At 74.4% G+C, this 14,217-nt stretch carries 12 protein-coding genes; 6 read left to right on the plus strand and 6 right to left on the minus strand.

All coding sequences use genetic code 11. From position 1 onward, the window contains the following. Positions 1 to 74: 74 nt before the first annotated feature. The gene (locus ACFYXU_RS15240) at positions 75 to 1,253 is read left to right on the plus strand and encodes an acyl-CoA dehydrogenase family protein (protein ID WP_389406631.1); all 1,179 of its coding nucleotides are present in this window, start codon (positions 75 to 77) and stop codon (positions 1,251 to 1,253) included. A gap of 60 nt (positions 1,254 to 1,313) precedes the next feature. Here the strand turns inward: ACFYXU_RS15240 and ACFYXU_RS15245 are convergent, their stop codons facing one another. The 5 genes from ACFYXU_RS15245 to ACFYXU_RS15265 form a co-directional block, all read right to left on the minus strand. Beyond that, complete coding sequence (locus tag ACFYXU_RS15245) at positions 1,314 to 2,156, minus strand: SDR family oxidoreductase (RefSeq protein WP_389406632.1); 843 nt, start codon at positions 2,154 to 2,156, stop codon at positions 1,314 to 1,316. Between the two features lie 15 nt (positions 2,157 to 2,171). After that, on the minus strand, positions 2,172 to 3,113 hold the full coding sequence (locus tag ACFYXU_RS15250; protein WP_389406633.1) for a ScbA/BarX family gamma-butyrolactone biosynthesis protein: 942 nt from the start codon (positions 3,111 to 3,113) through the stop codon (positions 2,172 to 2,174). A gap of 141 nt (positions 3,114 to 3,254) precedes the next feature. Next, positions 3,255 to 4,730, minus strand: coding sequence for an FAD-dependent monooxygenase (locus tag ACFYXU_RS15255; protein WP_376514829.1), 1,476 nt, complete (start codon positions 4,728 to 4,730; stop codon positions 3,255 to 3,257). 201 nt (positions 4,731 to 4,931) lie between these two features. Further along, positions 4,932 to 5,213 (minus strand): pyrimidine/purine nucleoside phosphorylase, encoded by a 282-nt coding sequence (locus ACFYXU_RS15260; protein ID WP_361403061.1) that lies wholly within the window; start codon positions 5,211 to 5,213, stop codon positions 4,932 to 4,934. Between the two features lie 99 nt (positions 5,214 to 5,312). Further along, positions 5,313 to 5,879, minus strand: a complete 567-nt coding sequence (locus ACFYXU_RS15265) for a YciI family protein (protein WP_376514827.1) — start codon at positions 5,877 to 5,879, stop codon at positions 5,313 to 5,315. A gap of 232 nt (positions 5,880 to 6,111) precedes the next feature. Here ACFYXU_RS15265 and ACFYXU_RS15270 point away from each other — a divergent pair, with 232 nt between their 5' ends. Further along, positions 6,112 to 7,026, plus strand: coding sequence for an oxygenase MpaB family protein (locus tag ACFYXU_RS15270; RefSeq protein WP_389406634.1), 915 nt, complete (start codon positions 6,112 to 6,114; stop codon positions 7,024 to 7,026). Then, complete coding sequence (locus tag ACFYXU_RS15275; RefSeq protein ID WP_389406635.1) at positions 7,008 to 9,233, plus strand: tetratricopeptide repeat protein; 2,226 nt, start codon at positions 7,008 to 7,010, stop codon at positions 9,231 to 9,233. Before ACFYXU_RS15270 ends, ACFYXU_RS15275 begins: the two co-directional genes overlap by 19 nt. Before the next feature lie 208 nt (positions 9,234 to 9,441). On the opposite strand, the gene ACFYXU_RS15280 is transcribed toward ACFYXU_RS15275, so the two are convergent. Continuing rightward, the gene (locus tag ACFYXU_RS15280; protein WP_376514822.1) at positions 9,442 to 10,104 is read right to left on the minus strand and encodes a M15 family metallopeptidase; all 663 of its coding nucleotides are present in this window, start codon (positions 10,102 to 10,104) and stop codon (positions 9,442 to 9,444) included. A 63-nt stretch (positions 10,105 to 10,167) separates the two neighbouring features. Here ACFYXU_RS15280 and ACFYXU_RS15285 point away from each other — a divergent pair, with 63 nt between their 5' ends. The 3 genes from ACFYXU_RS15285 (at position 10,168) to ACFYXU_RS15295 (ending at position 14,170) form a co-directional block, all read left to right on the plus strand. After that, on the plus strand, positions 10,168 to 11,724 hold the full coding sequence (locus ACFYXU_RS15285; protein WP_389406636.1) for a phytoene desaturase family protein: 1,557 nt from the start codon (positions 10,168 to 10,170) through the stop codon (positions 11,722 to 11,724). A 208-nt stretch (positions 11,725 to 11,932) separates the two neighbouring features. After that, positions 11,933 to 12,967, plus strand: coding sequence for an L-threonine 3-dehydrogenase (tdh, locus tag ACFYXU_RS15290; RefSeq protein WP_376514819.1), 1,035 nt, complete (start codon positions 11,933 to 11,935; stop codon positions 12,965 to 12,967). A gap of 3 nt (positions 12,968 to 12,970) precedes the next feature. Beyond that, on the plus strand, positions 12,971 to 14,170 hold the full coding sequence (locus tag ACFYXU_RS15295) for a glycine C-acetyltransferase (protein WP_389457963.1): 1,200 nt from the start codon (positions 12,971 to 12,973) through the stop codon (positions 14,168 to 14,170). The last annotated feature ends 47 nt before the right edge of the window (positions 14,171 to 14,217 follow it).

A 14,217-nucleotide genomic window follows, 5' to 3' on the forward strand; every position in this document is an offset into this window, starting at 1 on the left:
CACCGCACGGGGCGCGGCGGACGCCGCGCGCGGATCGCGCGGACACCGACGGACGCCCGCCACGGGAGGACGCCATGCACCTCGAGTACACGCCCGCACAGAACAGCCTGCGCGCCGAGCTGCGGGCGTACTTCGCCGGGCTGGTCCCGGACGACGTCCACACCCGGTACGCGGACCCGGCCGCCCAGAAGCGCTTCTACCGGGAGACGGTGCGGCGCCTGGGCACCGACCGCTGGCTCGGAGTGGGCTGGCCCACCGAGTACGGCGGGCGCGGGCTGACCCCCATGGAACAGTTCATCTTCTTCGACGAGGCCGCGCAGGCCGGTGTGCCGCTGCCGCTGATGGCGCTGAACACCGTGGGCCCCACGATCATGCGGTACGGCACCGACGAGCAGAAGGCGTACTTCCTGCCCCGGATCCTGTCCGGCGAGATCGACTTCGCCATCGGGTACAGCGAGCCCGACGCGGGCACCGACCTGGCGGCCCTGAAGACCCGCGCGGTGCGGGAGGGGGACGAGTACGTCGTCAACGGACAGAAGATCTGGACGACGAACGGCGACACCGCCGACTGGGTCTGGCTCGCCGTCCGCACGGACCCCGACGCCCCGCCGCACAAGGGCATCACCATGCTCCTGGTGCCGACGGGCGACCCCGGCTACTCCTGCACGATCATCAACACCCTCGCCTCGCACGACACGACCGCGAGCTACTACGACGACGTCCGCGTCCCCGTCTCCCGCCGCGTCGGCGAGGAGAACAAGGGCTGGCGGCTCATCACCAACCAGCTCAACCACGAGCGGGTCACCCTCGCGGCCCACGGCACCATGGCGATCCGCGCCCTCCACGACGTGCAGCGCTGGGCCGTCGGCACCCCGCTCTCCGACGGCCGCCGGGTCGTCGACCTCCCCTGGGTGCGGCGCGCCCTGGCCCGCACCCACGCGCGGCTCGACGCGATGAAGCTGCTCAACTGGCAGATGGTGAGCGCCGTCCAGGACGGCACCCTCACCCCCCAGGACGCCTCCGCCGTCAAGGTGTACGGCTCCGAGGCCCGGCGCGACGCGTACGCCGCCCTGATGGAGGTCGTCGGCGCGGCCGGCGCGCTGAAGGAGGGCTCGGCGGGCGCCGTCCTCCACGGCGAACTGGAACGGGGCTACCGCTCGGCCGTCATCTTCACCTTCGGCGGCGGCAACAACGAGATCCAGCGCGAGATCATCTCCTGGATCGGCCTGGGCATGCCCCGCGTCCGCCGGTAGCGGGTGGCCCCCCGGCCCCCCCGGACCGACCGGCCCCCCCGGACCCCCCGACCGGCCGGGTCAGGCGAAGGCAGCCGCGTGGTCCGCCGCCCAGGTGGCGAAGGTCCGCGCGGGTCGTCCCAGTAGCTCGGGCACCGCGGAGTCCACCCGCGCCTTCGCGCCGGCCCGCTGGCGCTCGGCGCTCCGCATCAGCGCGTCGGCGATCGCCTCGGGGTAGCGGTCCAGCAGGGCGGAGCGGGCCCGCTCCGGTCCCAGTTCCTCGAAGCGCAGCGGCCTTCCCAGAACCTCGGAGAGCACGGCGGTCTGTTCGAGCGCGGTGACCGCCGCCGGACCGGAGAGCGCGTGCACGCGGCCGCCCTTCCCGTCCCCGGTCAGGGCGTGCACCGCCACCTCGGCGATGTCGCGCGGGTCCACGCAGGCGTTGGCGGACTCCCCGTACAGCGCGCGCACGACGCCGTCGGACCGGATGGCCGACGCCCAGGACAGCGTGTTGGACATGAAGGACCGGGGGCGCAGCAGGGTCCACTCCAGTCCCGACTCCCGCAGGGTCCGCTCGTTCGCGCGCTGCCAGCGGGTGACGAGGTCGTCCGCCTCCGGATCCTCCACGGCGGCCGCCGAGAGCTTGACCAGGTGCCGTACGCCGCGGGCGCGGGCCGCGTCGATGAACCGGGCGTCGTCCTCCTCCGTCACCCGGTTGGTGACCAGGAAGGCGGCGTGGACTCCGGTGAGCGCCCGGTGGAGGCTCTCGGGGTCGGTGAAGCCGCCGCGGACGACGGTGACGTCGGGCCCCTGGAAAGTGGCGAGTTCGGGCCGCCGGGTGAGGACGCGCACGGGGTGGGCGGGGGCGAGCAGGCGCGCGACCTCCCGCCCCACCGTGCCGGTCGCTCCGGTGACAAGGATCATGTGCGTTACCGTCCGTCAGCAGGGGGGAAGGGCCGAGGAGAGCTCGGCGTGGAACACCGCGCCGTCGTCCTGGCTCCCCGTGATGGTGATGCCGGTCGTACCGGCGCCCGGCGCGCCCGGCGCGGGCAGGGCCTGGGTCCGTATCCAGCAGGGCGTGCCGAACTCCGCGTAGCGCTGGAAGCTGATGCGTCCCGAGGAGGGGACGAACGGCTCGGACGGCGTCTCCAGGGCGGCCGCCTGCCGGGCGGCTTCGAGGAGCAGCATCCCGGGCACGTGGTCCTTCTCGCCCTGGAACAGGATCGGGTGCCTGGTGTCGACGCGCAGCCGCCACGTCCGGTCCTGCGGCGTGGGGGACAGCAGGACGTCCTCCGCGCGCGACCGCCCGACGAGCGCGGCCGTCACCGGAGGCGTCCGGGGGACCTCGAAGCCCGGGACGGCACGCTCGCCCCGGATCCGCCGGTAGGCCTCCGGGCCGACGATCCGCCCCAGGAGGGTGCCCAGGGACACGACCGACCCCGCGCGGCGCACGACCGCGTCGACCCGGAGATGGGAGACGAGCCCACGGGTCCGCTTCACGTCGCGGCAGACCAGCTGCACCTCCACCTCCGCGGGCCCCTCGTCGACGCCCAGCCGGTCCATGCGGCAGGTGAAGTGCAGCTCGGACAGGAGGAAGTGGTGCCCCACCGGCACGTCGTAGCCGGCGTGCAGCACGAGCAGGGTGGCCTGGCGCATGGTCTCGGTGACGAGCAGGGGGTCGTGGCGGTGGCCGTGCACCGGAGCGAAGTAGGGGTGTGCGGCGGGCCAGCGGGCGGTGACGGAGTAGTGGTCCTCGTCCGTCCGCGTCCAGCTGAGCGGGAAGGCGTCGGTCTCCCTGGCGCGGTGCAGCTGGGCCAGTGACGCGGGAAAGGGCCCGCTGGGCGACCGGAGGCTTCCCTCGTCGATCGTCGTCGTGTTCATGAAGTCCCCCGAGGTCGCCGGTGGCGGTAGGTGAGCCGCGCCCGAACCAGAATCCAACCAGACGAATGTTCGCATGCGTCGTTCAGGTCCTCGCCGGACGACGAGGCCCTCGTGCGCGGACGGGCCGCCGCCCGCCGGCCCCTACCGGGGCTCGCCGAACCACAGGCGCAGCGCGTCGGTGAGGTCGCCCGCGTCCGAGGCCCAGGCGACGTGCCCGTCCGGGCGGACCAGCAGCGCGTCGCACGGCAGGGCGGCGTCCGGCGAGGCCACGACGGTGTTCAGCACGTGGGCCCAGCCCCGGGCCGACTCGCCGTACGCCGCGGCCCGCCCGCCGGACAGGAGGAGCAGGGGCCGGGTGCCGGACAGCAGCCCCGTGAGGTCCCGCGGCTCCGCGCCGCCGCTCACCGTCATGTTCTCCAGGAACCGCCCCTCCCACCGGGAGCCGGTGCCGGAGCGGGCCGGGTACACCGTCTCCTGGGCGCTGATCAGGTCGCCCACGTGCCTGCGGGTCTCGTCCAGCGTCAGCAGTTCGGTGACCATCGCGCGGAGCGGATCGAGTTCGGCGGCGGGGCGCATCAATGTCAACTGCACGCGCGTGTTGTCGACGACCCGCTGCGCGGCCGGCCTGCGCTCGGCGTCGTACGTGTCGAGCAGCCCCTCGCCCGCCGTGCCGCGCAGGGTGTGGGCCAGCTTCCAGCTCAGGTTGAGCGCGTCGACCACTCCGGTGCTCAGTCCCTGTCCGCCGATGGGGAAGTGCACGTGCGCGGCGTCCCCGGCCAGGAAGACGCGGTCCTCGCGGTAGTGACGCACCAGCCGGGTGAAGTCGCTGAACCGCGTCACCGAGAGGGCGTCCTCCATCGGGATGTCGTATCCGGCGATACGGGACGCCTCGTCCCGCAGGTCCCGCACCGTCGCCCGGGCGTGCCGGTCGGGGTGGGGCCCCTCGCAGTCGAGCGTGCGGACCAGGGAGTGCCCGTCGCGGACGGGCTTCGCGATGACCCAGCCCCGCTCGGTACGGCACCAGCCGCGCGGCGCCTTGTCGGGCTCGGTCAGCCGGACCAGGCCCATCATCGCCGAGACCGTCGCGGGGTGGGTGTCCTCGGTGAAGCCGGCCTCCCGGCGCACGGTGCTGCGCGCGCCGTCGGCCCCGACCAGGTACCTGGCGTGGACCGTGTGCTCGCCCCCGGGCCCCTCGGCCACCACGTCGACCCCGTCGGGCCCCTGGCGCAGCGCGGTCACCCGGTGGCCGCGCAGGACGGTCGCCCCGCGCTCCTTGGCCCGTTCCTCGAACTCCCGCTCCAGATCGGCCTGTGCCCGCTTGAGGATGGGCTCGGGCTCGGCCGCGGGGACCGTGATGGTCAGACCGGGCATGCCGGCGAAGTGGAACGGCTCGGTCACCGGAGCGTCCGAGGACCGGGGGAGCCCGAGGTAGCCGCGCCGGGTCAGCGCCTGCACGGCCCTGGCGTGGAGGGTCCCGGCCTTGGGCCGGGCGGACGTCGCGTCCTTCTCCTCCAGCACCACGACGTCGATCCCGTACGCCCCCAGCTCGGCGGCGATCAGCATGCCGACCGGCCCCCCTCCGACGACGACCGTCTCGGTGTGGGTGGTAGTGCGCATGGCAGGTTCGCTCCTCCGCCGGTGGGTGGGTGCGGCGGTCGCGGGCCGTCCCCTCGTGGTCCGGGCCGATCCGCCGGGCCCCCTCCGGGACTCCCGGTCAGCCGTGATGATCGAATCTAGTACACCTGTACGGCTGTGTACGGCGGTCACGGCAAACCGTCACCCGGCGACGCGGGCGTCCCGGCACGGCCGACCGGAAGGTCAGCGGTACTCGCAGAGGTAGGCGGTGTCCACCGCGACCTTGAGCTGGAACCTGCTGTCCCCGGGGACCTTGAACTCCTCCCCGGCGGCGAAGGTCTGCCACGCCTCGGCCCCCGGCAGCCTGACGGTCAGGGCGCCGCTGACCACGCGCATGATCTCCGGGGCGGCCGTGCCGAACTCGTACTCGCCCGGCGCCATGACGCCGATCGTCGCCGGGCCCTGCTCCTGGGCGAACCCGATCGACTTGACCGAGCCGTCGAAGTACTCGTTGACCGTAAACATGGGCATCCTCGGTGAGAACGGGCGGCGGGGCGGCCGCGGACACGGGCACCTTAGACGGGGCCGGGGCGGTGCCCCCGGCCGGTCTCACCTGCTGGATGCTCAGGCCGTCGGGCGCCCGCCGAAGGCCCAGTCGTGGACCTCGATCCCGGCATACCGGTCGGGGGTCCGCAGCACCGCAGCGGCCGCCGCCGCGTCCGGCGCGCGCACCAGGGCCGCCGTGCCCACCCAGGCGGTGCCGTCGTCGGACAGCAGCGGGCCGTAGGCGACGAGGTCCTCCCCGTCCACCGCGTCGGCCGGGGGCGTGAGGTCGACGGGCTCCCCCTCGCCGAAGCCCAGGACCAGATAGCGGTGGCCGCCCTCGCGGCCGCCGGGGAACTCCCACATCGTCCGTCCCAGCGTGTTGCGCCACCGCCTCACCAGGACGTCCCGGTAGGCACCGGCCTGGTAGTTGGGCTCGTCGAAGGCGAACGCCCGGGCCGAGGCGGCGTCGGGCAGGTCGACGATGTGCACGCTCCCGGTGCAGGTCTCGCCCGCCGGGTCGAAGGTCGGCCCCCGGGCGATCAGCCGGTCCGCGAAGCCGTCCATGTACGCCCAGTGCGCCTCGACGAGGGCCTGTCGCAGCGGCATCGAGCCGGGCCGGTCACGGTGGTAGCAGAGGAATTCCATGGGGGTCAGGATGTGGTGCGGGAGCGATCATGTCGAGGGGATATCGCCGCACGTCACGGCGGTACGGGGGTGGCGGCGGAACTCCGGGCGGACACCCCGCGCCGCGCGCCCGCCCCGGCGGGGCTCCGTGCCGTGGAAGCGCCACCTCCCGACCAGGTCCGCGGAGGGGTGAGGGAAGCGGACTCCTCCCGACCGGGTCCGCCCGGGCGGTTCCCGGCGTAGCCTGAGCGCCATGACGCAGGACGCCGACCCCGGGCTCTTCGGTCCCGGCTCCGTGACGTGGCAGATGCACAGCGACCCGGTGATGTGGATCGCCGGGGTCCGGGCCCTCTGGCTCCAGGCCCTCCACCCCGTAGCCGTCCGGGGCGTCATGATCAACAGCGGGTTCCGGGAGGACCCCTGGGGCCGGCTCATGCGGACCGCGGACTTCGTGGGCACCCTGAGCTACGGGACCACCGGGGCCGCCGAGACGGCGGGCGCCCGGGTCCGGCGGATCCACCGGCTGCTCGGCGTCGACGACCCCGAACTGCTGCTCTGGGTCCACTGCGCCGAGACCGACTCCTACCTCTCCGTCGCCCGCCGCTCCGGCCTCCCGCTCACCGACGCCCAGGCCGACCGGTACGTCGACGAGCACCGCACCTCGGCCCGGCTCGTCGGCCTCGACCCCGACACCGTCCCCGGGACCACCGCCGAACTCGCCGCCTACTTCGACGCCGTCCGTCCCGGACTCGCCGCCGGACCCGACGCCCGCACCGTCGAGGACTTCCTGCGCCGCCCGCCCGTCAGACCCGCCCTCGTCCCGGCGCGCGAGGTGATCTGGCGGCGCGTCACCGCGCTCGCGTACGACACCCTGCCCCCCTACGCCCACGCGCTCTACGGGCGCCCCGCCCCACCGCCCGGGACCGTCACCCGCCGGCTCGTCGCGACCGCCAACCTGCTGCGCGGCGTCCCGGCGGGACTGCGCTGGCGGCTCCCGCCCGGGCACATCCCGCGCGCCGTGGAGCGGCTCGGCCCGGACGCCCGGCCCGACCCTTATGCGTACCCCGCCCCGTATGCACTGTCCGACCCGGCGGCCATACTGGAGGAGCCGAGAAGGCAGTACGGAATCGACGGGGGCGGCAGCACGCGATGGGGGACTCCAGACTGATCCAGGGCCGGTACCGCCTGCACGAGGTGATCGGTCGCGGCGGTATGGGCGAGGTGTGGCGCGCCACCGACGAGGCGCTCGGGCGCGGCGTCGCCGTGAAGTGCCTCAAGCCGCTCGGACCGCAGCAGGACCCGCAGGTCCTCACCGTGGTGCGCGAGCGGTTCCGCCGCGAGGCCCGGGTGGCGGCGGCGCTCCAGCACCGGGGCATCACCGTCGTGCACGACTTCGGCGAGTACGACGGCGTGCTGTTCCTCGTCATGGAGCTGCTGGAGGGGCGCAACCTCAGCCAGCTCCTCGTCGCCAACGACCAGCACCCACTGCCCGTCCAGGACGTCGTCGAGATCGCCGACCAGGTCGCCGACGCCCTGGCCTACACGCACCGCCAGGGCATCGTGCACCGGGACCTCAAGCCCGCGAACATCGTGCGGCTGGCGGACGGCACGGTGAAGATCTGCGACTTCGGGATAGCGCGGCTCGGCGCCGACATGGGCTTCACCTCCAAGCTCACCGGCACCGGCATCGCCATGGGCACGCCCCACTACATGTCCCCCGAGCAGATCGGCGGCGGCGAGATCGACCACCGCAGCGACCTCTACTCGCTGGGGTGCGTGCTGTACGAACTGGCCACCGGCGCTCCGCCCTTCGACCTCGGCGACTCCTGGGCCATCCTCATCGGCCACCGGGACACCGTGCCGAGCCCGCCGCGCGCGCACCGCGCCGAGCTGCCCGACTACTTCGACCGGATCGTCGTCGACCTGCTCGCCAAGGTCCCCGAGGAGCGGCCCGCCGACGCGGGCGACCTGCGCCGCCGGATCGTCTCGGGACGCTTCGGCCCGGCGCCGTTCCCCCCGCCCCCGCACGCGCCCCCGGCCCTTCCGATGACCGTCGCCCTGCCCGTCCCCGCGGCCGAGGAGCCGGCCCCCGCGCCCGGGTGGGTCCTGGGGATCACCGGCGGACACCGCCCGGCGGCCGTCTCCGGGCCCCGCCCCGCCCCCCACGACCCGGCCGCGGCGGTCCTCACCACGGAGTGGACCACCTCGGCACCCGGGAGCGCCCCGGCGCCCGCCCCCGCGCCCCCGGCGGAGCTGGTCGCCGTGCTCGCCGGACGGTTCCGCGCGGGGATGGGACTCGGCAGGCTCGGCCGCTGGGACGAGGCCGAGTCCGTGCACCGGTCCGTCGCCCGGGACCGGGCGCGCGTCCTCGGCGAGGACCACGCCGACACGCTGACCAGCCGCTACGAGGTCGGCTTCGCCCTCGCCCGGCTCGACCGCGCCGCCGACGCCCTGCGGGTCTTCGGCGAGGTCGCCGAGGCCCGTGCCCGCGTGCTGGGCGAGGACCACCCCGACACCCTGGCGGCCCGTCAGGAGCGGGCCTACGCCCTGGGCCGGCTCGGCCGGCACCCGGAGGCGTACGAGGTGTACGCCGACGTCCTCGCCGCCCGGGAGCGCACCGTCGGACCCGACCACCCCGACACCCTGCGCTGCCGGCACAACCTCGCGTTCACCCTGGGCCGCCTCGGGCGCCTGGAGGAGTCGTACCGCACGGCGGACGAAGTCGCCCGGGCCCGGGCCCGGCTGCTCGGCGAGGACCATCCGGACACCCTGACCACGCGCCACGAGGTCGCCTTCACCCTGACCCGGCTCGGCCGGGGGGAGGAGGCCCTCGTCCAGTACCGCGCGGTCGCCGACGGACGCGCGGCCGCCCTCGGCCCCGAGCACCCGGACACCCTCGCCGCCCGCTACGAGACCGGGGTCTGCCTCGGCCGCATCGGCCAGGCCGCGGACGCCCTCGATCTCTGCCGCGAACTCGTCGCCGCCCGCACCCGCGCCCAGGGCCCCGACGGCCCGGAGACGCTCCGCGCCCGCCAGGCCCTCGCCGTCAACCTGGGGCGCCTCGGGCGCTGGACCGAGGCGCTCGCCGAGTCCGAGGGCGTCCACGCCGACCGCGCGCGGGTGCTGGGCGCGGACCATCCGGACACGCTCCTCAGCCGGTGGGAGACGGCCGTCGCCCTGGGACGGCTCGACCGCTGGGAGGAGGCGCTGGAGTGCCACCGGGCGATCGCCGCGGCCCGCACCCGGCTCCTCGGCCCCGCGCACCCCGACACCCTCGCCGCGCTCGACGACGAGGCCGAGAGCCTGGAGCGCCTCGGCCGCCACACCGAGGCGGCCGCCCTCCTCCTGCGAGCGGCCACCGCACCGGAGGCGTGACGGCCGCACGGGTGCGGTGGCCGGCACCGGTGCGATGACCGGCGCACGGGTGCGGTGGCCGCCCAGGCCCGGCCGGCCCGACCCAGGCCAGGGGGGCCCGGCTCAGGCTCGGGCGGCCGGACCCAGGCCAGGCCGACCCGGCCCAGGCTCGGGCGGCCCGGCCCCGCCCGGCCCCGGCGGCCCCGCCCCGTCCCGCCCCCGGCTCCGGTCAGCCTCGCGGCGCGAGCTCCTTCGGGCCGTAGGGGGCCGCCTCCGCACCGGTGGCCAGCGCCCAGTAGCGGTCGCCGAAGGACCAGTGCCACCACTCGGTCGGGTAGTTCACAAGTCCCGCCGCCGTGAGCACCGAGCCGAGCAGCTCCCGGCGGGCGCGGGCCTCGCGTCCGATGCCGTCGGCGTGGGTGAAGCAGGCACCGCCGCTCTCCTCCGGGGACGCGTTCATCCGCGTCCCCAGGTCCAGTTCCCGCCCGTCGGCCCCGGCCAGGGTGAGGTCCACGGCCGCGCCGGCGCTGTGCGGGGCGATCTCGGGCGGCGACACGTAACGGCTCGCCGCCGCGCGGATCCGCTCCCCGGACCACTCGGGGTGGAGGGCGCGCAGCTCGTCCGCGTACTCCTCGAAGTACGCCCGCTGGAGCGACGGGGGACGGTACCCCTCGACGAACAGCAGCCGCAGCCCGTCCGGCAGCAGTGCCTGGGCCGCGAGGAGCCGCTCGACGACCCCCTCCCGCAGATGCGCGAACGCGTCGGCGGGGTCCCGCTTGCGCGGGTCGACGAGCAGCGGGCCGGCCTCGCGGACGTCCACCAGGCGCTCGCCGCACTCCGACACGGGTATCGCGGCCACGCGGGGATCCGACATCAGAACGATCTCAGTCATCCCGTGATCATGGCGCACGACGGCGGGGTTCCCCCGGGGCGCGGGCGCGTGTGAGCATGAGCCATGACCGCCCCCCACACCTCCGCGGGATCCCGTTCCTACGACGCCGTCATCGTCGGAGGCGGGCACAACGGGCTCGTCGCCGCCGCCTATCTGGCCCGCGCCGGACGCTCCGTGCTCGTCCTGGAGCGGCTCGGCTCCACCGGCGGAGCGGCCGTGTCGACGCGGCCGTTCGCCGGGGTCGACGCCCGGCTCTCCCGGTACTCGTACCTGGTCTCGCTGCTCCCCGGGAAGATCGTGCGGGAGCTCGGGCTGCGGTTCGCGGTGCGGAAGCGGTCGATCTCCTCGTACACCCCGAAGGGAGACGGCGGTCTCCTCGTCGGCGGCGGGCCCGACCGCACCCGGGCCTCCTTCGCCGCGCTCACCGGATCGGACCGCGAGTACGAGGCCTGGCAGGGCTTCTACGCCCGCACCGGTGAGGCCGCCCGCCGGATCTTCCCCACCCTCACCGAGCCCCTCCCCAGCCGCGCCGCGCTCCGCGCCCGCGTCGACGACGCCGACACGTGGCGGATGCTCTTCGAGGAGCCCCTGGGCGTCACCGTCGAGAAGACCTTCGCCGACGACCTGGTCCGGGGCGTGGTCCTCACCGACGCCCTCATCGGCACCTTCGCCGACGCCCACGACCCCACGCTCCTCCAGAACCGCTGCTTCCTCTACCACGTCATCGGCGGCGGCACCGGCGACTGGGACGTGCCCGTCGGTGGCATGGGCGCCCTCACCGACGCCCTCGCCGACGCCGCCCGGACCGCCGGGGCCCGCATCCTGACCGGGCACGAGGTCACCCGGATCGAGACCGACGGCCAGCGCGCGGAGGTCGGCTACCGGACCGACGCGGGCGAGGGCACCGTCGAGGCGGGCCGGGTCCTGGTCAACGCCTCCCCGCGGGAACTCGCCGCGCTCCTCGGCGAGACGCCCCCGCCCGCCCCGGAGGGCGCCCAGCTCAAGGTCAACATGCTGCTGACCCGGCTGCCGCGCCTCCGCGACCGCTCCGTCGACCCGCGCGAGGCCTTCGCCGGCACCTTCCACATCGCCGAGGGGTACGGGCAGCTGGCCACCGCCCATGCCGAGGCCGCCGCGGGCCGCCTGCCCAGCGCTCCGCCGTCCGAGATCTACTGCCACTCGCTGACCGACCCGACGATCCTCGGCCCGGAGGCGGCCGCCGCGGGCCACCAGACGCTCACCCTCTTCGGGCTGCACACCCCCGCCCGGCTCTTCGCCGCCGACAACGAGGGCACGCGCGCGGAACTCCTCGCGGCGACCCTCGCTCAGCTCGACGCCCACCTGGACGAGCCGATCGCCGACTGCCTCGCCCTCGACGCGGAGGGCCGGCCCTGCATCGAGGCGAAGACCCCGCTCGACCTCGAACGCGACCTGCGGCTGCCCGGCGGCCACATCTTCCACCGCGACCTCTCCTTCCCCCACGAGCAGGAGGGCACCGGCCGCTGGGGCGTCGAGACCCGCCACGCCAACGTGCTGCTGTGCGGAGCGGGCGCGGTGCGGGGCGGCGGAGTCAGCGGCATCCCCGGCCACAACGCGGCGATGGCGGTGCTGGGGCGGTAGGGCCCCCTCCGAGGGGGCGCACATCCGTTCGGCCCCGTTGGCGTCGCCCCCTCCCCGACAGGGGTGTGAAGCTGATCTGCGAGCGCGCTTAAGAAATCCTCGATGGACCGCGGGCCTCCCGTACGGAAGATTCTCTTCCAGGGATCTTGGGCGCGCAGCCGTGCCCGCACCCCCACATCACAGGACACGCACGTCGGGAGCCGTTGCATTGAAGGCGCTGGTCAAGCTGAAGGCGGAGCCGGGACTCTGGCTCACGGACGTGCCCGAGCCGGAGACAGGTCCCGGAGACGTCCTCATCAAGGTCAAGCGGACCGGAATCTGCGGGACCGACCTGCACATCCGCTCCTGGGACGGCTGGGCGCAGAAGACGATCGCCACACCGCTGACGCTCGGCCACGAGTTCGTCGGCGAGGTCGTCTCGGTCGGCCGTGACGTCGCCGACATCGAGGTCGGCGACCTGGTCAGCGGCGAGGGCCACCTCGTCTGCGGCAAGTGCCGCAACTGCCTGGCCGGCCGCCGCCACCTCTGCCGGGCCACCGTCGGCCTCGGGGTCGGCCGGAACGGCGCCTTCGCCGAGTACGTCGCGCTGCCCGCCTCCAACGTGTGGGTGCACCGCGTCCCCGTCGACCTGGACGTCGCCGCGATCTTCGACCCCTTCGGCAACGCCGTGCACACGGCCCTGTCCTTCCCGCTCGTCGGCGAGGACGTCCTCGTCACCGGCGCGGGGCCCATCGGCATCATGGCCGCCGCCGTCGCCAAGCACGCCGGCGCCCGCAACGTCATGATCACCGACGTCAGCGAGGAGCGCCTCGCCCTGGCGCGCAAGACGGGCGTCTCGCTCGCCCTCAACGTCGCCGAGCACACCATCGCCGACGGCCAGCGCACCCTCGGGCTCAAGGAGGGCTTCGACGTCGGCCTGGAGATGTCCGGCAACCCGCACGCGACGCGCGACATGATCGCCAACATGACCCACGGCGGCAAGATCGCCATGCTCGGCCTGCCCGCCGAGGACTTCGCCGTCGACTGGGCGAAGGTCGTCACCTCCATGATCACGATCAAGGGCATCTACGGCCGCGAGATGTTCGAGACCTGGTACGCGATGTCGGTCCTCCTGGAGGGCGGCCTCGACCTGAACCCGGTCATCACCGGCCGCTACGACTACCGCGACTTCGACGCGGCCTTCGACGACGCGGCCTCCGGCAAGAGCGGCAAGATCATCCTCGACTGGACCACGGGAGCCTGACCCATGTTCGATTCCGTACGCGACTCCGTCCGCGCCACCCTCGAAGAGATCGAGCAGGCCGGACTGCACAAGCCCGAGCGGGTCATCGGCACCCCCCAGTCCGCGACCGTCGAGGTCACCGCGGGCGGCCGCCCCGGCGAGGTGCTCAACTTCTGCGCCAACAACTACCTGGGCCTCGCCGACCACCCCGAGGTCGTCGCCGCCGCCCACGCGGCGCTCGACCGCTGGGGCTACGGCATGGCCTCCGTCCGCTTCATCTGCGGCACGCAGGAGGTCCACAAGGAGCTGGAGGCCCGGATCTCCACCTTCCTGGGCCAGGAGGACACGATCCTCTACTCCTCCTGCTTCGACGCGAACGGCGGCGTCTTCGAGACGATCCTCGGCCCCGAGGACGCCGTCATCTCCGACGCCCTCAACCACGCCTCGATCATCGACGGCATCCGCCTCTCCAAGGCCCGCCGCCTCCGCTACGCCAACCGCGACATGGCCGACCTGGAGCAGCGGCTCAAGGAGGCCGCGGACGCCGGCGCCCGGCGCAAGCTGATCGTCACCGACGGCGTCTTCTCCATGGACGGCTACGTCGCCCCGCTCGACGAGATCTGCGACCTGGCCGAGCGCTACGACGCCATGGTCATGGTCGACGACTCGCACGCGGTCGGCTTCGTCGGCCCCGGCGGCCGCGGCACCCCCGAGCTGCACGGCGTCATGGACCGCGTCGACATCATCACCGGCACCCTCGGCAAGGCCCTGGGCGGCGCCTCCGGCGGCTACGTCGCGGCCCGCGCCGAGATCGTCGCCCTGCTGCGCCAGCGCTCCCGCCCGTACCTCTTCTCCAACACCCTCGCCCCGGTCATCGCCGCCGCCTCCCTGAAGGTCCTCGACCTGCTGGAGTCCGCCGGCGACCTGCGCGAGCGCCTGAACGCCAACACGGCGCTGTTCCGCTCCCGGATGACCGAGGAGGGCTTCGACATCCTCCCCGGCGACCACGCCATCGCCCCGGTCATGATCGGCGACGCCGCCGAGGCCGGCCGGATGGCCGAGCTGCTCCTGGAGCGCGGGGTGTACGTGATCGGCTTCTCGTACCCCGTCGTCCCGCAGGGCCAGGCCCGCATCCGCGTCCAGCTCTCCGCCGCCCACGCGACGGAGGACGTGAACCGCGCCGTGGACGCCTTCGTGGACGCCCGCGCCGCCCTCCGCGGCTGACCCCTCTCCCACCGTCCTGACCTGCGGATCCGTTCCGGGTCCGCGGG

The organism is Streptomyces sp. NPDC002232, from assembly GCF_042890295.1.
Lineage (GTDB): Bacteria > Actinomycetota > Actinomycetes > Streptomycetales > Streptomycetaceae > Streptomyces.

What these genes read in the sequence shown, in the direction of transcription:
- ACFYXU_RS15250 (WP_389406633.1), bottom strand. Translation starts at nt 3,113, where the DNA reads ATGAACACGACGACGATCGACGAGGGAAGCCTCCGGTCGCCCAGCGGG.
- ACFYXU_RS15255 (WP_376514829.1), bottom strand. Translation starts at nt 4,730, where the DNA reads ATGCGCACTACCACCCACACCGAGACGGTCGTCGTCGGAGGGGGGCCG.
- ACFYXU_RS15245 (WP_389406632.1), bottom strand. Translation starts at nt 2,156, where the DNA reads ATGATCCTTGTCACCGGAGCGACCGGCACGGTGGGGCGGGAGGTCGCG.
- ACFYXU_RS15240 (WP_389406631.1), top strand. Translation starts at nt 75, where the DNA reads ATGCACCTCGAGTACACGCCCGCACAGAACAGCCTGCGCGCCGAGCTG.
- ACFYXU_RS15265 (WP_376514827.1), bottom strand. Translation starts at nt 5,879, where the DNA reads ATGGAATTCCTCTGCTACCACCGTGACCGGCCCGGCTCGATGCCGCTG.
- ACFYXU_RS15260 (WP_361403061.1), bottom strand. Translation starts at nt 5,213, where the DNA reads ATGTTTACGGTCAACGAGTACTTCGACGGCTCGGTCAAGTCGATCGGG.
- ACFYXU_RS15285 (WP_389406636.1), top strand. Translation starts at nt 10,168, where the DNA reads ATGACCGCCCCCCACACCTCCGCGGGATCCCGTTCCTACGACGCCGTC.
- ACFYXU_RS15275 (WP_389406635.1), top strand. Translation starts at nt 7,008, where the DNA reads ATGGGGGACTCCAGACTGATCCAGGGCCGGTACCGCCTGCACGAGGTG.
- ACFYXU_RS15270 (WP_389406634.1), top strand. Translation starts at nt 6,112, where the DNA reads ATGACGCAGGACGCCGACCCCGGGCTCTTCGGTCCCGGCTCCGTGACG.
- ACFYXU_RS15295 (WP_389457963.1), top strand. Translation starts at nt 12,971, where the DNA reads ATGTTCGATTCCGTACGCGACTCCGTCCGCGCCACCCTCGAAGAGATC.
- ACFYXU_RS15280 (WP_376514822.1), bottom strand. Translation starts at nt 10,104, where the DNA reads ATGACTGAGATCGTTCTGATGTCGGATCCCCGCGTGGCCGCGATACCC.